Raw genomic sequence first — 16,765 nt, 5'->3', positions numbered from 1 at the left:
TTGTCCTCCCGCCCGGTTCAGCGATATGTGACGGCTTTGACCGCCTCGATGACTTCGCCGACGTTCGGCAAAGCCAGTTTCTCGAGGTTGGCGGCATAGGGCATCGGCACATCCTTGCCGGCGATGGTGATGACCGGCGCGTCGAGGAAATCGAAGGCGCGCTGCGACACCTGGTTGGCGATATGGTCGCCGACCGAGTTCTGCGGATATCCCTCTTCGACAACGATCAGCCGGTTGGTCTTCTTGACCGAGGCGATGATGGTGTCGAGATCGAGCGGCCGGATCGTGCGCAAGTCGATGATCTCGGCATCGATGCCCAAGCCGCGCAGCTCGGCTTCCGCCTTGACCGCATAGGTCATGCCGATGCCGAAAGAGACGATGGTGACGTCCTTGCCGGTCTTGTGGATGCGCGCCTTGCCGATCGGCAGCACGAAATCATCCAGCTTCGGCACGTCGAAGGACTGGCCATAGAGGATCTCATTCTCGAGGAAGATGATCGGATTGGGATCGCGGATCGCCGCCTTCAGCAAGCCCTTGGCGTCGGCGGCGGTGTAGGGCATCACCACTTTCAGGCCCGGAATGTGGCTATACCAGGCGGCGTAGCACTGCGAGTGCTGCGCGGCGACGCGTGCGGCAGCGCCGTTCGGTCCACGGAAAACGATCGGCGCACCCATCTGGCCGCCCGACATGTAGAGCGTCTTGGCGGCGGAGTTGATGATCTGGTCGATCGCCTGCATGGCGAAGTTGAAGGTCATGAACTCGACGATCGGCTTCAGGCCGGCCATCGCCGCGCCGACGCCGACGCCGGCAAAGCCATGCTCGGTGATCGGCGTGTCGACGACGCGCCGCGGCCCGAATTCCTGCAGCAGCCCTTGCGTGATCTTGTAGGCGCCCTGGTATTCGGCGACCTCCTCGCCCATGACGAAGACATCGCCGTCGCGGCGCATTTCCTCGGCCATCGCATCGCGCAGCGCTTCGCGCACCGTGGTCGAGACCATCTCCGTGCCGGCCGGAATGTCCGGATCGGCGGCGATTTCCGTCTTCGGCGCAGCAGCCACCGGTGCGGCAGCCGGTTTTGCGGCCTCCGCCTTGTCCTCCGCCGCGGCTGGAGCCTCTGCCTTTGCCGGTGCTTCCGCCTTGGCGGGAGCCGAGGACTTGCCGATATCGCCGGCACTTTCGCCGTCCTGCAGCAAAACGGCAATCGGTGTGTTGACCTTGACGCCTTCGGTGCCGGCGGCGATCAGGATCTTGCCAAGCGTGCCTTCGTCGACGGCCTCGACTTCCATCGTCGCCTTGTCGGTTTCGATCTCGGCGATGACGTCGCCGGCGACGACCTTGTCGCCCTCATTCTTCAACCACTTGGAAAGATTGCCCTCTTCCATGGTCGGCGAGAGAGCGGGCATGAGAATTTCGATCGGCATGTCCTTGCCCTCCCGTTACAATACGATATCGGTCCAGAGCTCGGACGGATCCGGCTCTGCATCGTTCTGGGCAAATTCGGCGGCGTCAGCGACGATGTCGCGGACCTCCTTGTCGATGGTCTTAAGCTCGTCCTCGGTTGCCCACTTCTTCTCGATGAGCCGCGCCTTGACCTGTTCGATCGGGTCATGGTCGGAGCGCATCTTCTGCACTTCTTCCTTCGAGCGGTATTTCGCCGGATCGGACATCGAGTGCCCCCGGTAGCGGTAGGTCTGCATTTCGAGAATGATCGGCCCGTTGCCGGCGCGGCACCATTCGGTCGCCTGGTCGCCGGCGGCCTTGACAGCGCGCACGTCCATGCCGTCGACCTGGATGCCGGGAATCTTGAACGAAGCGCCACGGTGCGAAAAATTGGTTTCCGCCGAAGAGCGCGACACCGAGGTGCCCATGGCATACCGGTTGTTCTCGATGATGTAGATCACCGGCAGCTTCCACAGCGAGGCCATGTTGAAGCTTTCATAGACCTGGCCCTGGTTGGCCGCACCGTCGCCGAAATAGGTCAGCGAGACATTGTTGTTGTCGCGGTAGCGGTTGGCGAAGGCCAAGCCCGTGCCGAGCGACACCTGCGCGCCGACGATGCCGTGGCCGCCATAAAAGTGCTTTTCCTTGGAGAACATGTGCATGGAGCCACCCTTGCCCCGTGACAGGCCGCCGCGACGCCCGGTCAGCTCGGCCATGACGCCGCGCGGCGACAGCTCCATCGCCAGCATGTGGCCGTGGTCGCGATAGGCGGTGATCATCTGATCGCCGTCGATCAGCGCCATCTTCATGCCGGTGACGACCGCTTCCTGGCCGATATAGAGGTGGCAGAAGCCGCCGATGAAACCCATGCCGTAGAGCTGGCCGGCCTTTTCCTCGAAACGACGGATGAGCAGCATGTGCCGGTAAGCGGCAAGCTCTTCGTCCTTGGTGAATTCGACAGGTTTAGGGGCCGAAAGCCCCGATTTGCCGTCGGATTTGGATTTGGCAGGCGCTTTTCTGGCGGCGGTGGCCATGCATCACTCCCTGTTGGCGTCTCTTCGTGGACATTAGAGCAGGATGAAATCTGCTCTGGGGAGATCAGCTCCTCCCCACCGATTTTAGGGAGGCTAACACGCGTCAAAGCGTTGCGCCATGCCGAATTTGCATAGCTGGCATGCGCCTAAGCGATTAAAATCATTGAAAATATTGGTGATTAACTTGAAATCAGTTATTTCGCCGAGGCCGGCAACATAATGGTGATTTCGTCAGCTTGGGACAGATTGAGCGCCTTGCGCGCCTGCTCATCGAGCATGTCCTTCTCGAGCGTGCCTTCATGCATCAGCCGAACGCGGCGCTCGAGCTCCATGCGGCGCGCCTTGATCGCATCGAGCTGGCCCTGCAGCGCAACCGTCTGGGCTTCCAGCTGATATTTCGAGTAGATACCGAATTCGCCGTGATAGGCATGAAAGCCGAAATAGGCCAGGAACGCCACGCAAAGCGAGGGAATGATCAGCCGGCCGGTGTTTCTCTGCTTGTGCTGACGCGTCCACATCGCCCGATTCCTCTAGAGCATGATGCCGAAAAGTGTGAAGCGGTTTTCGGACGACATCATGCTCTATCTCTTTGATTTAGAGTCGGATTCAGATTTCAGGTCGAACAGACCTGAGATCATCCGGCTCTAGCCCGCGAACTCAGGCGGCTCACGATCTTTCTCGCCCGATTGTGCTTAACGGACGGTTACGGGTGACCTGTTTGGGGGCGCCGAAACGAAAAAGGGCGGGAATGCTCCCGCCCTTTTGTCCGGTATCGATGAGCCGGTGTTTCCGGATCAGCCCTTGACCACCGACTTGCCGGCGTAGCTTGCCTGCTTGCCGAGCTCTTCCTCGATGCGGATCAGCTGATTGTACTTGGCCATGCGGTCCGAGCGCGACAGCGAGCCGGTCTTGATCTGTCCGCAATTGGTGGCGACGGCGAGATCGGCAATGGTCGAATCCTCGGTTTCGCCCGAGCGGTGCGACATCACGGCGGTGTAGCCGGCCTTGTGCGCGGTCTCGACGGCGTCGAGCGTTTCCGTAAGCGAGCCGATCTGGTTGACCTTAACCAGGATCGAGTTGGCAACCCCCATGCGGATGCCGTCGCGCAGCCGCGCCGTGTTGGTGACGAACAAATCGTCGCCAACCAGCTGCGTCTTCTTGCCGATCAGGTCGGTCAGGTACTTCCAGCCTTCCCAATCGTCCTCGGCAAGACCGTCCTCGATCGAGATGATCGGATAGTCGGTGGCAAGCTTGGCCAGGTATTTGGCCTGGGCCTTGGGATCGCGCGTCTTTTTCTCGCCTTCATAGACGTAGTTGCCGTCCTTGAAGAACTCGGTCGCGGCGCAATCGAGGCCGAGCGCGATCTCGTCGCCCGGCTTGAAGCCGGCCTGCTCGATCGATTCCATGATGAAATCGAGCGCCACCGGAGCGCTTTTCAGGTTCGGGGCAAAGCCGCCCTCGTCGCCGACATTGGTGTTGTGGCCGGCATCCTTCAGTTTCTTGCGCAGCGTATGGAAGATTTCCGAACCCCAGCGGACACCTTCGCGCAGCGTCGGCGCGCCGATCGGCAGGATCATGAATTCCTGGAAATCGATCGGGTTGTCGGCATGCGCGCCGCCATTGATGATGTTCATCATCGGCACCGGCAGGAGATGCGCCTTGGTGCCTCCGACATAACGGTAGAGCGGTAGGCCGGCGGCATCAGCGGCCGCCTTGGCCACCGCCAGCGAAACGCCGAGAATGGCGTTGGCGCCAAGCCGGCTCTTGTTGGGCGTGCCGTCGAGCTCGATCATGGTCTGGTCGATATGAATCTGGTTTTCGGCTTCCATGCCGCCGATGGCCTCGAACAGCTCGCCGTTCACCGCCTCGACGGCTTTGAGCACGCCTTTGCCGAGATAGCGGGCGCCGCCGTCGCGCAGTTCGACGGCCTCGTGGGCACCGGTCGAAGCACCCGACGGCACCGCCGCGCGGCCCATCGAGCCGTCTTCGAGAATGACATCGACCTCGACGGTCGGATTTCCACGGCTGTCCAGGATTTCACGCCCGACAATGTCGACGATGGCGGTCATTTGCGATGTCCTCGATTGATCTGAAGAATGCCGCACGTCTTAGCCAAAGTGCTGCAAAAGGCAATCGGCCCGCTGGCAATTATTGCCGCGGCATCGGCCTCCGAACGATTCACGAAGCGCAAATCGCCGTCATCATAAGTCATGTACGGTCGGCTGACTTCCGGTTAAGGTGCAGCGCGCGGGGCGAAACAGGAGGAGTTTCGCCATGTCTCAGTTGAGCGGTATCGTGAGTCTGTTTCTAATCGCGGCGGCATTCCTGACGTCATGCGACAATCAGCAGTCGCCGCCGAAGGCGATGACCCCCTTACACGTCAGTGAATAAGCCGGAATCCAAAGCGGCCCCGTCTCTCCCGACGGGGCCGCTTTGTCGTTGTTGTTAATGCCAGTAAGGCGTGACCTTGTAATAATTGTAGGATTCGTCGCGCGCCGCCTCGCCATCGGCACCGGTCAGTTCGTTGATCGAATAGGCCGGTGCCGCCATGAGTTGTTCCTTGGAAAACGGTACGACATAACCGCCCTTGTCCTCATCATAGTCGAGGCTTGCCCACGGAATGGCGTGATATTTCTCGCCGATGCCAAGGAAGCCGCCAAAACCGATGACCGCGAACATGATCCCGTTCGTCATCTTGTCGAGCATCACATCCTCTATACTGCCGATGCTTGTGCCTTCGGTGTTGTAGATCGATGTGCCGATGACCCGCGAAGCGGCGATGGCTTGGGTGTGGCCAGTCTGGGTTGCCATGATTGTGCTCCTCATTGTGGTTTCGAACCATAATTGGACAATGAGGGGCGCGGGCGAAGGTTCCCGACTTTTTCGGCGTCGACCGATCACTCCGCGAGGATGAAGGTAACCTTCATGTTGACGCGATAAGCAACGATCTTGCCGTCCTGGACGACGATCTTCTGGTCCTGGATCCAGGCGCCCTCGACGTTCTTCAGCGTTTTGGATGCGCGCGCAATTCCCTGTTCGATGGCGTCCTGAAAGCTCTTCTTCGACGACGATGTGATTTCGGTGACGCGGGCGACAGACATGGCTTCCTCCTGCCAAAACGCTCATTTGCCGGTAGAGCGTACAGGCGGCTTGCGCCGTCCACAAGCATCGGCGGTCGACAGAGGATATGTCCGGCCTAGAGACCCTTGGCGATGCGGTCGAATGCCATCAGCCGCTCGAGTAGAGCGGGCATGTCCTTCAACGGCAGCATGTTGGGGCCGTCGGAAGAGGTCGAGTTGTCAGGATCCTGATGGGTCTCGATGAAGACGCCGGCAACGCCGACAGCGACGGCCGCGCGCGCCAGCGTCTCGACAAAACGACGTTCACCGCCCGAGGAACCGCCCTGCCCGCCCGGCTGCTGCACCGAATGGGTCGCATCGAAGATCACCGGCGCGCCGATCTCTGCCATGACAGGCAAAGCGCGCATGTCGGAGACCAGCGTGTTGTAGCCGAAAGAAGCACCGCGCTCGGTGGTCAGCACATTGGCATTGCCGGATCCGGTGATCTTGGCGACGACGTTCTTCATGTCCCAGGGGGCAAGGAACTGTCCCTTCTTCACGTTGATGACCTTGCCGGTTTTCGCCGCGGCGACCAGCATGTCGGTCTGGCGCGACAGGAAAGCCGGAATCTGCAGGACATCGACATGCGGCGCCACGATGGCGCACTGCTCCTCGGTGTGGACATCGGTCAGCACCGGGAGCGAAAATTCCTTGCGCAGTTCGTCGAAGACGGGAAGTGCCGCGTCCATGCCGGCGCCGCGCGTCGCCGACAGCGAGGTGCGGTTGGCCTTGTCGTAGCTGGTCTTGTAGACGAGGCCTATTCCGAGCCTGCCGGTCAGTTCCTTCAGCGCGCCGGCCATGTCGAAAGCGTGCTGACGCGACTCGAACTGGCACGGGCCGGCGATCAGCGACAGAGCCGCCTTGTTGTCGAAGACGACATTGCCGACAATTACCGCTGAATTGGGCGCGACGGGCTTGTTCATTTGGTCTCCCGGAAGATGAAAGCCGCGCCCTGTCCGGGTGCAGGCTGCACGACAATATCATTGCCCGCTATATCGTGTTGGATGGAATTGGCCGCAAGCAGCCTCGATGTCACATCGGCGTTCCGAACCGAAAAGACCACCGCTGCGAAGCGTAGATCTGTCGGCGCGCCGGCCGGCAGGCCAAAGCGCGCGGTGAAAGCCGCGCGGTCAAGCATGCTCAAATCTGCATTCGGCAGGGAAAACATGCCGCCCTGCCTTTCGGCGGCCGGATTATCCACCGTGATAGAAATCAACTCATGCTGCTTTCCAGGCGCATCGCTGACCGCCAAGATCTCGACAATTCCGGTCGCGCCGTTGGCGTGGGCCTGCAAAGCCGCGCGGTCGACATCAGGCGCGTTGACCCGCTCGCAGGCAAACAGGAAGGCGTCCGTGGCTTTGGCTCCGGCCGCGAAAGCGAGCTTGAACGATGCGATGTCGCTCTTGCCGGCCGGGTCGGTGAAAGCGCGCGAAAAACCCAGCGTGTCTCCCGCCGAGATGCCGGCATCGACATAGCGTGCATGGTCGGCATCGGCATTGCCCGTACCTAGGACAAAGGCGGAAAACCCCTCGTCGCCGTTGCTGTCGCGATAGGCGCGATCACGCGTGACGAAGACATTGCCGTCCGCGATAGCCTTTGCCGCCACCTGCTCGTCGCCGACCGCCAGCGGTTCGAGATACGTGCCGTCGGCCAGGAAAACACAGCAATTTTCCGTTCCGAAGGGATGGGTGCCGGTCGGGGCCACGACGAAGCCAAGCGCGGCGAGCCGGGCTCGCGCCACCTCAAGGCTCTGCGTTGGCAGCACCAGGTGATCGAGCGGATGAGTGCCAGTGGTGGTTCGGGTCATGCAGCCGCGATGTGCATCATTCCGCAAATCGGTTCAAGACTTGATCGCAATCCCGGCCATTTCGCCCCCGCCAGTTCACCGGACGTCGAAAAAGGCACCAGTTGGGACAAAGCCTCGATCAGCTTCCGGCAACGACATCGGCGGAATAGCGCAGTTCGCGCATCGGTTTGACCTTGCTGGTGGTCTGCGCATAGAGCGGGTGCGCCTTGTAGGCGGCCAGCGCGGCGTCATCGGCGAATTCCGCATAGACGACCACGTCGACCTCGTCCGACAGCGGATCCACCTTGGTGTTGAGCGTGACCTCGAACAGGCTGGAATGAGGAATGTTGCCGAGCGCCAGCAAGCCGGTGCGCACAGCCTCGACATCCTCTTTTCGCCGTGCGCTGAAGAAAACGATATGCCGGATCAACCCCGCCTCCTCGATCAAAATGCTGGGGTCTTTTGTGACGGCAGGACGTTGGCGTCAATCGACTAGGATGTCGCGGCTGCCGCCACTGGAGTTAAGCTCTGCCGGTAACATATCGCACAACATGGCTAAGCTCTCTCACTGTTGTGTCGAGATAGCGGCCCTGATTGTACATGCCATCCCAGATCAGGAAAAACGCGATGGCGGCAATGGCGATTACATAACGCATGGCTAGATCTATCGCACGAGCAATTCTGCGACCATAGGCGTTTTTTTGCGCGCTCGGCCTTTGCTGTGCAAAAAAGCGGATTCTCGCTGGCGCAAGCATTCCGCGTGGCACAGCCCCGCTTGCGGCCTGCCTCTTGAAGTTTCGCCGCATGACGTGGAAGATCGCCGCAGGGATTCACTGGGAAGCGCTAAAGCTCTGGTAAAAGAGCGCGTGTTTCATTCGAGCCCGCCCGTCACTGAGCCGGTCAGCGCCCGGGACCGGCAACGGCGTTCGAAGCTGGCGAATGATCCAAGAGAACCGTGGCTCGGCAATCTGCCCCGACACCGCGGAAATCCAGGGGGCACGAGATGGCACAAAAGGAACTATTTGGCGCAGCATTGAGCGACGCGGTCAGGCTCGATGAGTTCAATTTCGCCGAGATCGTCAAAGGTCTGCCGGCGAAAGCGCGCATGGTGCTGTCGGCGGCGATGAACCTGCCGCGCGGTTCACTCAAGGTGAGGCTGCCGGACGGCCGCGCCGTCCTCGTCGGCGGCAAGGGACCTGGCCCAGATGCCGAACTGGTGCTGAAGAATTGGCGCTTGCCCGGCCGCGCCTTTTCCGGCGGCACGATCGGCGTAGCCGAATCCTACATGGACGGCGATTGGGAAAGCCCTGATGTGACCAGCTTCCTGGAGCTGTTCGTGGTCAATTCGGTCATTGGCGAGCGTATCGCGGGCGGCACCAGTTGGCTGATCAACACCGTCCAGCGCATCCGCCACTGGTTCAACCAGAACACCCGCACCGGTTCGAAGCGCAATATCTCGGCGCATTACGACCTCGGCAACGCCTTTTACAAGCAATGGCTCGATCCGAGCATGACCTATTCCTCGGCGCTCTACACGACCGGAGCCAACGACCTGGAAAGCGCCCAGGCCGCCAAATATCGCGCGCTGGCGAAAGACACAGGGATCGGCCCGAAGGACCATGTGCTGGAAATCGGCTGTGGCTGGGGTGGCTTCGCCGAATTCGCCGCACGCGAGATCGGCTGCCGCGTCACCGGGCTGACGATCAGCCGCGAGCAGCACGATTTTGCAACGGCTCGCATCGCCAAGGCCGGCCTTGCCGACAAGGTCGACATCAAGCTGCAGGACTATCGCGACGAAACCGGCACCTATGACCGCATCGCCTCGATCGAGATGTTCGAGGCGGTCGGCGAGAAATACTGGCCGGTGTTTTTCGGCAAGATGAAGGCTTGCCTGAGACCCGGCGGCACCGCCGGCCTGCAGATCATCACCATCAACGAAGCCGCCTACGACACATATCGCGCAAGGCCGGATTTCATCCAGCGCTATGTTTTCCCGGGTGGCATGCTGCCGACACCGTCGATCCTGAAGACACTGGGCAAGGATCATGGCCTTGCCCATCTGCGCGAGCGCGTGTTTCCGGATGACTATGCGCGCACGCTTGCCGAATGGCGCCACCGGTTCTGGGCGTCATGGGAAAAGATCGTCCCGCTCGGCTTCGACGACCGCTTCAAGAAGCTCTGGGAGTTCTACCTGCACTATTGCGAGGCCGGATTCCGCGCCAGCTACATCGACGTGCGCCAGGTGGTCTACAAGGCGTAAGTCGACACGTTCTTCGATTTCATTGCCGCCGACCAGGCGATATCGAGGATGATCTCGATATCGCCGCCCGGTCGCCGTCAAAAAGTCCGATCGCAAAGCAGGATGCCGCGCAGGACGGACGAATCGGAAATCACTTGATGCGCAAACGGACGATCTTCTTCGGCATCATCGTTGTCGCCGCGGCGGGCATCTGGCTCAACAACACCTCGCTGTTGTCGAGCCGCCCCGCCGGCAAGCCGGAAGTGCTTGCCCATCGCGGCCTTGCCCCAGGACTACGCACGGGAAGGCATGACGGGTGAGACGTGCACGGCCAGTCGCATGTTGCCGCCGCGCCATGCCTACCTCGAAAACACGATCCCCTCGATGGAAGCAGCCTTCGCGCTGGACGCTGACGCGCTCGAACTGGATGTTCACCCGACGACAGACGGCAATTTCGCCGTCTTCCACGACTGGACGCTGGATTGCCGCACGGAAGGCAAGGGAGAAACACGCAACCATTCCATGGCCGAGTTGAAGACCCTCGATGTCGGCTATGGCTATACGGCGGATGGCGGCAAGACCTTTCCGTTTCGCGGCAAGGGTCTCGGCATGATGCCGTCGCTGGATGAGGTTCTGGCGCACTTCCCGGCCCGCCGCTTCAACATCAACGTCAAGAGCAACGATCCGGGCGAAGGCGAAAAGCTGGCCGCACGGCTTGCCATGCTATCGCCGAACGAGCGCTTCTATCTCTCGGTCTATGGCGGCGACAAGCCGATTGCCGCAGTCAAGGCAGCACTGCCGGACATGCATACGCTGAGCCGCGCGTCGCTGACGCAATGCATTCTGCGCTATGCCGCGCTTGGCTGGAGCGGCTATGTTTCAGATGCCTGCCGAAAAGGTACCTTGCTCATTCCCGTCAACATCGCGAAATGGATGTGGGGTTGGCCGAACCGGTTTCTCGATCGCATGCAAGGCGTCGACAGCCGCGTCTATCTGCTCGGCCCGTACACCGGCGGCGACTTTTCGCAAGGGCTGGACGATCCCGAACTGATCAAGCAGCTGCCGAACGGTTATTCCGGCGGCATTTCCACCGATGCGCTGGATCTCGTCATGCCTGACATCAAGGAACGTTTCACCCAGCCGGCTCAATCCACGCCATAAGGCCGGGACTCGAGCCGACCCGAACCACCTTCAAAGCAGGATGCGGTATTTCGCGAAACCTGCCTCGCCCTCGCCTGCCGGCTCGATCTTCAGCGATTTCAGCTGCGCAATGAAATCCTTCGCCTTGGCGCCGGTTTCGAACACGGCGCTGGTTCCAGGCAGCGGCGCGAACGACCAGTTGTCGTCCGCGGACGGGTTGATTGTACCTTCGCTGACGATGTAGCGGACGATGACGTCGCGATTGGTGTCCGGCGCTTCGTAAATGATCTTCGAGGCATTGATATCAGGGAAATTGCCGCCGCCACCGGCCCGGTAGTTGTTGGTCGCGACGACGAATTTCTGTTTGGGATCAATCGGTTTTCCATCGAAACTCAGGTCGACGATGCGATTGGCGCCGGCGTTCGCCAGCCCGCCCTTGGCATCGTATTTCGGCGGCTGCGACAGGTCTACTTTATAGGTGACGCCGTCGATGACGTCGAAATTGTAGGACGGAAAATCGGTGTTGATGAGGGCCTGGTCGGCCTTCCCTGGCTCGATCCGGTTGAAGATCCCGGCCGACATTTCCAGCCATTCCTTGACCTGCCCACCGGTGATTTCGACCGCACGCACGGTGTTGGGATAGAGATAGAGGTCGGCGACGTTCTTGACGGCGATATCGCCGGCGGGCACGTCGGTATAGTAGTCGGCGCCGTTGCGTCCGCCGGCCTTGAACGGAGCGGCCGCCGACAGCAGCGGCACATCCTTCCATTGCGTGTTCTTCAGAATATCCCTGAGGTACCAGGTCTGCGCCTGACTGACGACCTGCACCGACGGATCGTCGGCGACCAGCGCGAAATAGGAATAGAGCGGCGCGGAGGTCTTGCCAACGGGGCGGCGCACATAGGCCAGCGTTGCCTGGTGGTCCTGCTCAAGGGCCGCGATGATGCGCTTGTCGTCCGGGACAGTCGGTTTGTTCTTATTGTCGACGCGTTCGAAGATCGGCCGCGCCTCGGAGGTGGCGGAAACGACCTTCCATTTTGACCCATCGCGTTCCAGCATCAGGTCGATCAGCCCCATATGCGAGCCCCAGAAACCGCCCATGACGGCGGGTTTGCCCTGCAGCGTGCCCTTTTGCGTGTCGACACCATCGAGCGATTGGAAATCCTTCTTGCCGGGGAACACCAGATGCTGGTGCCCGGTGAACACCGCGTCGATGCCGTCGACGCCGGCGACGAAGAACGAAGCGTTCTCCATCATGTCGCCGTGCTTCACGTCGATGCCGGAATGCGACAGCGCAATGACGATGTCGGCGCCCGCCTCCTTCATCTGCGGCACCCAGGCCTTGGCCGCCTCGACGATGTCGCGCGTCTTGACGTTGCCTTCGAGGTTCTTGAGATCCCAGACCATGATCTGCGGCGGCACGAAGCCGATGATGCCGATCCTGATCGGCTGCTCGGCGCCCGAACCGTCCTTGATCTTCTTGTCGAGGATGACATAGGGCTTGAGATAGAGCTTGTCGTCGCGCGGGTTCGCGGCAAGCTCGGTGCCGCGGATCAGATTGGCGCAGACGAAGGGAAAATTGGCGCCGGCCAGCACCTTGTCCAGGAACGACAGGCCATAGTTGAACTCGTGGTTGCCCAGCGTCGAGCACTCGTAGCCGAGCAGGTTCATACCCTTCATGATCGGATGCAGGTCGCCGTCCTTCAGGCCCTTCTCATAGGCGATGTAGTCGCCCATCGGGTTGCCCTGCAGCAGGTCGCCATTGTCGATCAGCATCGAATTCACGGCTTCCTTGCGCACGGCGTCGATCAGGGAGGCCGTGCGCGACAAGCCCAGCGTGTCGTTCGCTTTGTCGGCGTAATAATCGTAAGGCAGCACGTTCACATGGATGTCGGTGGTCTCCATGATCCGGAGATGCGCCTGGTTGGCCTGTGCGCGAGCGGAGAAGGGATGAAGCACGATCAGCGCCCCTGTAGCTGCGGTGCCAGCGAGGAAATCGCGGCGGGAGACGGGATGGAGCAGTTGCGACATGTTTTCTCCTCATCGACAACGTGACACGCCCTGCCCCGAAGCGAACTTCGCGCCGAAATCGGCTCAAGTCCATTCAAGAAGTTGCGTGCATCGGAAGGTCAGTCGACCAGCAACAGATGACGTGCGGATGAACGATGCCGGTGAAGAAATCAGCCCTTGTCGTCGTCGCCCTGGGTGATCAGCCGCGCGCTGCGTTGCCCCGTCGCGTAGATCCATAGCCAGCTCAGCGAAACAGCAAGCCGGTTGCGAAAGCCGATCAGGAAATAGATGTGGGCCACTCCCCACAGCCACCAGGCGAGCCAGCCGGTGAGCTTGATCCAGCCGAAATCGATGGCGGCGGCGCGTTTGCCGATCGTCGCCAGATCGCCGGCATGCCTGTAGTGGAAAGGACGCGCGGTCGTGTCGCCGCCGAGCCTGGCCTTGATGGTAGCCGCAACATGTCGGCCCTCCTGCTTGGCGGAAGGCGCCACGCCGGGAACCGGCCGCCCGTCTGGCCGCAGCACATGAGCGGCGTCGCCGATGACGAAGATCTCCGGGCTGCCAGGCACACTTAGATCGGGCTCGACCAGCACCCTGCCCGCGCGGTCCGCCTTCGCTCCCAGCCATTCAGCGGCTGGCGAAGCGGCAACGCCGGCTGCCCACAGGATCGTTCGGGCGGCCAGTTGCTTATCGCCAAACACGACACCTTCGGCGTCGCAGCGCGTGACGGCCCGCCCGAGCTCGACCGTCACGCCGAGCCGCTCGAGCGCTTTGTTGGCGTAGTCGGAAAGTTTCGGTGCGAAATTGGCCAGAATGCGGTCGCCGGCCTCGATCAGCACCACGCGCGTCTGCCGCGTGTCGATGTTGCGGAACTCGCCGCGCAGCGTGTCATGCGCCAACTCGACGATGGTGCCGGCAAGCTCGACGCCGGTCGGCCCGCCACCGACGATCGCAATTGTCAGCAGCGCCTGGCGCTTGGCGGGATCAGCCTCCCGCTCGGCCTGTTCGAAGGCCAGGAGAATTCGCCGCCGAATGGTGGTGGCGTCCTCCAGCGTCTTCAGGCCAGGCGCGAACGGCTCCCATTCGTCATGGCCGAAATAGGCGTGGCGGGCACCGGTGGCGAGCAGCAGCGTGTCGTAGGCGACCGCGCTGCCGTCGTCGAGCAGCACGCGCTTGCCGGCGCGGTCGACACCGGTGACATTGGCGAGCAGCGTCGTCACATCCTTGCGCTTGCGCAGGAGGTGGCGGATCGGCCAGGCAACCTCGGAGGTGGCCAGCGCCGTCGTCGCCACCTGGTAGAGCAGCGGCTGGAAGAGGTGATGGTTGCGCTTGTCGATCATGGTGATGCGCACGGGAGCGCCGGCAAGCGCACGGGTGAACTCAAGGCCGCCGAAACCCGCGCCGACAACGACGACATGATGCCTGGCTTCGTTCATTCCGTTCACCTTGATAGCAAGATTGCCTGTCCTGCATGTAGGTATTTTTGTGCAATGCAACAACAGATGGCCAGTGCCCGAGACTCGTCGTTGCATGTCGTGAATGCACATGTTGTATCGTATCGCGAGGTATAGCGTCATCGAACACGCGATGAGGTGAGGCATGGCCAACGATCGTGACGACGATGCTCCGGCGCAGTATTCTTCGCCGCCCTGTTTCATGCACGAACTCGATCCGGAATTCCGTGCGCCTTCGAGCGACTGGACCGATGTGAGACGCTGGCGCAAGGCTGAGCGCGAACGCCTGATCGCCGCGCGTCTTGCTGTTTCGGCCGACGCGCGAACGGTAATGTCGCAACGCATCGCCGATGGCCTCGACGCGGTAATCGGCGAGATCGCCGGCCGCATGGTCAGTCTCTACTGGCCGTTTCGCGGCGAGCCGGATTTGCGGCCTTGGATGGCGTCCATAAACGAACGCGGCGGCCGCACCGCCCTGCCCATCGTCATCGAGAAGGGGCAGCCGCTGATCTTCCGCGCCTACAAAGCAGGCGACCGGCTGGAGAAAGGTGTCTGGAATATCCCGATCCCGGCCGAGGGCGATCCGGTGCTGCCGGACATCGTCATCTCGCCGATCGTCGGCATCGATCCCCTGAACTACCGCCTGGGTTATGGCGGCGGTTTCTTCGACCGTACGCTGGCAGCGATGCCGTTCAAGCCACTGGTCATCGGCGTCGGCTACGAGCTGCAGCGCATCGCGACCATCTACCCGCAGCCGCACGACATTCCGATGGATCGGGTGGTAACGGAGGCCTAGGCCATTTCCGGCTTCATGCCCATGGCGGTCCTGTCGACGATTTCGCGCAGCGCAAAGGACGAATTGATCTTGGTCACATGCGGCATCGCCGACAGCCATTCCTTGTGGATGCGCTCATAGTCGACGAGATCCTTCGCCGCGATCCGCAGGATGTAGTCGTATTCGCCCGACATCAGGTGACAGGACAGCACGTTCGGGCAGCGCTTGATCGCCGCCTCGAAATCCGACAGCGTCTTCTCGAACTGCCCCGACAGCGATATGTGCACGATCGCCGTCATCTGGTGGCCAAGTGCCGCATTGGAAAGCCGGGCGTGGTAGCCGCGAATGGTTCCGGATTTCTCCAGATTGTCGAGCCGGCGCGAACAGGCCGACTGCGACAGGCCGACCTTCTCGGCCAGCGCCGCATTGGGTATCCTGCCATCCTTCTGCAAAGCTTCGAGAATGGCGATATCGATCCTGTCGAGCGGCATTATTCGTGAATCCTGCGAATATCTTGCTGTTTCGCGCAACGATTATCGAAACCGGCCGGTGGGCGCAAGCGCATTCGCAAACACCTGCGCAACGATTCGTGGTTCACTCCAGCCATACAGGGAACGAGCCCAAAAGGGCCGGATCAGGAGAAGAAAATGCGCGTCGGCTGCCCCAAGGAAATCAAGAACCACGAATACCGCGTCGGCCTCACCCCCGGCTCGGTCCGCGAATATGTCGCCCATGGCCACGAAGTGCTGGTCGAGACCGGGGCCGGTGCGGGCATCGGCGCCGATGACAACGCCTATCGCGCCGCCGGCGCCACGATTGCCAAGACGGCCGCCGAGGTGTTCGCCAGGTCGGACATGATCGTCAAGGTCAAGGAGCCGCAGCCCAGCGAATGGGCGCAGCTTCGCGAAGGCCAGATCCTGTATACCTACCTCCACCTTGCTCCGGATCCGGAGCAGACCAAGGGCCTGCTTGCGTCCGGCGTGACGGCAATCGCCTACGAGACCGTGACCGACGACCGTGGCGGCCTGCCGCTGCTGGCGCCGATGTCGGAAGTTGCTGGACGCCTGTCGATCCAGGCCGGCGCCACGGCGCTGCAGAAGGCCAATGGCGGCCGCGGCGTGCTGCTCGGCGGCGTGCCCGGCGTGCTGCCCGGCAAGGTCACCGTTCTCGGCGGTGGCGTCGTCGGCCTGCACGCGGCCAGGATGGCGGCGGGCCTTGGCGCCGACGTCACCATCATCGACCGCTCGATCCCGCGCCTGCGCCAGCTCGACGATCTCTTCGCCGGCCGCGTCCACACTCGTTACTCGACTGTCGAGGCGCTGGAAGAAGAGTGTTTTTCAGCCGACATCGTCGTCGGCGCAGTGCTGATCCCGGGTGCCGCGGCGCCAAAACTGGTTTCGCGCGAAATGCTGTCGGGCATGAAGAAAGGCTCGGTGCTGGTCGATGTCGCCATCGACCAGGGCGGCTGCTTCGAGACCTCGCACGCGACCACCCATGCCGACCCGACCTATGAGGTCGACGGCGTCATCCACTATTGCGTCGCCAACATGCCGGGTGCCGTGCCCGTCACGTCGGCCCACGCGCTCAACAACGCGACGCTTCACTACGGCCTGCAGCTCGCCGACAAGGGCCTGAAGGCGCTGGTCGACGATCACCACCTGCGCAACGGCCTCAATGTCCACAAGGGCAAGATCACCAACCGCGCAGTTGCCGAGGCGCTCGGCTACGAACTGGTCGAGCCGAAAGCGGTACTCGCCGCCTGATTTTC

The 16,765-nt window shown here is 61.6% G+C and carries 15 protein-coding genes and 1 pseudogene; 4 read left to right on the top strand and 12 right to left on the bottom strand.

The genetic code is table 11. From position 1 onward, the window contains the following. Positions 1 to 17: 17 nt before the first annotated feature. The 9 genes from RPF88_RS06775 to RPF88_RS06735 all read right to left on the bottom strand — a co-directional run bounded on the left by RPF88_RS06775 (position 18) and on the right by RPF88_RS06735 (position 7,809). Positions 18 to 1,421: a pyruvate dehydrogenase complex E1 component subunit beta gene (locus tag RPF88_RS06775; RefSeq protein WP_013531482.1), complete on the bottom strand. Its 1,404-nt coding sequence runs from the start codon at positions 1,419 to 1,421 to the stop codon at positions 18 to 20. A 15-nt stretch (positions 1,422 to 1,436) separates the two neighbouring features. Then, on the bottom strand, positions 1,437 to 2,474 hold the full coding sequence (pdhA, locus tag RPF88_RS06770; protein WP_013531481.1) for a pyruvate dehydrogenase (acetyl-transferring) E1 component subunit alpha: 1,038 nt from the start codon (positions 2,472 to 2,474) through the stop codon (positions 1,437 to 1,439). Between the two features lie 194 nt (positions 2,475 to 2,668). Then, on the bottom strand, positions 2,669 to 2,992 hold the full coding sequence (locus RPF88_RS06765; RefSeq protein WP_013531480.1) for an FtsB family cell division protein: 324 nt from the start codon (positions 2,990 to 2,992) through the stop codon (positions 2,669 to 2,671). Positions 2,993 to 3,268: 276 nt separating this feature from the next. After that, complete coding sequence (gene eno, locus RPF88_RS06760; protein ID WP_064994168.1) at positions 3,269 to 4,543, bottom strand: phosphopyruvate hydratase; 1,275 nt, start codon at positions 4,541 to 4,543, stop codon at positions 3,269 to 3,271. A gap of 376 nt (positions 4,544 to 4,919) precedes the next feature. Then, entirely contained in the window at positions 4,920 to 5,285 is a 366-nt protein-coding gene (locus tag RPF88_RS06755; protein ID WP_337122014.1) for a PRC-barrel domain-containing protein, read from the bottom strand. A gap of 86 nt (positions 5,286 to 5,371) precedes the next feature. Further along, on the bottom strand, positions 5,372 to 5,575 hold the full coding sequence (locus RPF88_RS06750) for a dodecin family protein (protein ID WP_013531476.1): 204 nt from the start codon (positions 5,573 to 5,575) through the stop codon (positions 5,372 to 5,374). Between the two features lie 95 nt (positions 5,576 to 5,670). Next, positions 5,671 to 6,516: a 3-deoxy-8-phosphooctulonate synthase gene (gene kdsA, locus RPF88_RS06745; protein WP_013531475.1), complete on the bottom strand. Its 846-nt coding sequence runs from the start codon at positions 6,514 to 6,516 to the stop codon at positions 5,671 to 5,673. Next, positions 6,513 to 7,400: a VOC family protein gene (locus RPF88_RS06740; protein WP_337122013.1), complete on the bottom strand. Its 888-nt coding sequence runs from the start codon at positions 7,398 to 7,400 to the stop codon at positions 6,513 to 6,515. Before RPF88_RS06740 ends, kdsA begins: the two co-directional genes overlap by 4 nt. Positions 7,401 to 7,518: 118 nt before the next feature. Continuing rightward, entirely contained in the window at positions 7,519 to 7,809 is a 291-nt protein-coding gene (locus tag RPF88_RS06735) for a Dabb family protein (RefSeq protein ID WP_013531473.1), read from the bottom strand. Positions 7,810 to 8,382: 573 nt separating this feature from the next. Between RPF88_RS06735 and RPF88_RS06730 the strand changes: the two genes are divergently transcribed. Next, complete coding sequence (locus tag RPF88_RS06730) at positions 8,383 to 9,639, top strand: SAM-dependent methyltransferase (protein WP_013531472.1); 1,257 nt, start codon at positions 8,383 to 8,385, stop codon at positions 9,637 to 9,639. A gap of 137 nt (positions 9,640 to 9,776) precedes the next feature. Beyond that, positions 9,777 to 10,779: pseudogene (locus tag RPF88_RS06725) on the top strand (glycerophosphodiester phosphodiesterase family protein). Positions 10,780 to 10,809: 30 nt separating this feature from the next. On the opposite strand, the gene RPF88_RS06720 reads toward RPF88_RS06725, so the two are convergent. After that, positions 10,810 to 12,789, bottom strand: coding sequence for a bifunctional 2',3'-cyclic-nucleotide 2'-phosphodiesterase/3'-nucleotidase (locus RPF88_RS06720; protein WP_337122012.1), 1,980 nt, complete (start codon positions 12,787 to 12,789; stop codon positions 10,810 to 10,812). Between the two features lie 149 nt (positions 12,790 to 12,938). Then, on the bottom strand, positions 12,939 to 14,204 hold the full coding sequence (locus RPF88_RS06715) for an NAD(P)/FAD-dependent oxidoreductase (RefSeq protein ID WP_013531469.1): 1,266 nt from the start codon (positions 14,202 to 14,204) through the stop codon (positions 12,939 to 12,941). A 163-nt stretch (positions 14,205 to 14,367) separates the two neighbouring features. Here RPF88_RS06715 and RPF88_RS06710 point away from each other — a divergent pair, with 163 nt between their 5' ends. Continuing rightward, the gene (locus RPF88_RS06710; RefSeq protein ID WP_013531468.1) at positions 14,368 to 15,018 is read left to right on the top strand and encodes a 5-formyltetrahydrofolate cyclo-ligase; all 651 of its coding nucleotides are present in this window, start codon (positions 14,368 to 14,370) and stop codon (positions 15,016 to 15,018) included. On the opposite strand, the gene RPF88_RS06705 is transcribed toward RPF88_RS06710, so the two are convergent. Next, complete coding sequence (locus tag RPF88_RS06705) at positions 15,015 to 15,488, bottom strand: Lrp/AsnC family transcriptional regulator (RefSeq protein ID WP_013531467.1); 474 nt, start codon at positions 15,486 to 15,488, stop codon at positions 15,015 to 15,017. The genes RPF88_RS06710 and RPF88_RS06705 overlap by 4 nt on opposite strands. Positions 15,489 to 15,644: 156 nt before the next feature. Between RPF88_RS06705 and ald the strand changes: the two genes are divergently transcribed. After that, positions 15,645 to 16,760 carry an alanine dehydrogenase gene (gene ald, locus RPF88_RS06700; protein WP_063172194.1) on the top strand — a complete coding sequence of 372 codons (1,116 nt, stop codon included), beginning with the start codon at positions 15,645 to 15,647 and terminating at the stop codon, positions 16,758 to 16,760. Positions 16,761 to 16,765 lie beyond the last annotated feature (5 nt).

The sequence above is a fragment of the Mesorhizobium sp. ISC11 genome, assembly GCF_037162595.1.
Taxonomy (GTDB): Bacteria; Pseudomonadota; Alphaproteobacteria; order Rhizobiales; family Rhizobiaceae; genus Mesorhizobium; species Mesorhizobium ciceri.
This window is presented reverse-complemented; position numbering and strand designations above follow the sequence as displayed.

Excerpts from the sequence above, each read along its gene's own strand:
- RPF88_RS06775 (WP_013531482.1), bottom strand. The coding sequence starts at position 1,421 with ATGCCGATCGAAATTCTCATGCCCGCTCTCTCGCCGACCATGGAAGAG.
- pdhA (WP_013531481.1), bottom strand. The coding sequence starts at position 2,474 with ATGGCCACCGCCGCCAGAAAAGCGCCTGCCAAATCCAAATCCGACGGC.
- RPF88_RS06765 (WP_013531480.1), bottom strand. The coding sequence starts at position 2,992 with ATGTGGACGCGTCAGCACAAGCAGAGAAACACCGGCCGGCTGATCATT.
- eno (WP_064994168.1), bottom strand. The coding sequence starts at position 4,543 with ATGACCGCCATCGTCGACATTGTCGGGCGTGAAATCCTGGACAGCCGT.
- RPF88_RS06755 (WP_337122014.1), bottom strand. The coding sequence starts at position 5,285 with ATGGCAACCCAGACTGGCCACACCCAAGCCATCGCCGCTTCGCGGGTC.
- RPF88_RS06750 (WP_013531476.1), bottom strand. The coding sequence starts at position 5,575 with ATGTCTGTCGCCCGCGTCACCGAAATCACATCGTCGTCGAAGAAGAGC.
- kdsA (WP_013531475.1), bottom strand. The coding sequence starts at position 6,516 with ATGAACAAGCCCGTCGCGCCCAATTCAGCGGTAATTGTCGGCAATGTC.
- RPF88_RS06740 (WP_337122013.1), bottom strand. The coding sequence starts at position 7,400 with ATGACCCGAACCACCACTGGCACTCATCCGCTCGATCACCTGGTGCTG.
- RPF88_RS06730 (WP_013531472.1), top strand. The coding sequence starts at position 8,383 with ATGGCACAAAAGGAACTATTTGGCGCAGCATTGAGCGACGCGGTCAGG.
- RPF88_RS06720 (WP_337122012.1), bottom strand. The coding sequence starts at position 12,789 with ATGTCGCAACTGCTCCATCCCGTCTCCCGCCGCGATTTCCTCGCTGGC.
- RPF88_RS06715 (WP_013531469.1), bottom strand. The coding sequence starts at position 14,204 with ATGAACGAAGCCAGGCATCATGTCGTCGTTGTCGGCGCGGGTTTCGGC.
- RPF88_RS06710 (WP_013531468.1), top strand. The coding sequence starts at position 14,368 with ATGGCCAACGATCGTGACGACGATGCTCCGGCGCAGTATTCTTCGCCG.
- RPF88_RS06705 (WP_013531467.1), bottom strand. The coding sequence starts at position 15,488 with ATGCCGCTCGACAGGATCGATATCGCCATTCTCGAAGCTTTGCAGAAG.
- ald (WP_063172194.1), top strand. The coding sequence starts at position 15,645 with ATGCGCGTCGGCTGCCCCAAGGAAATCAAGAACCACGAATACCGCGTC.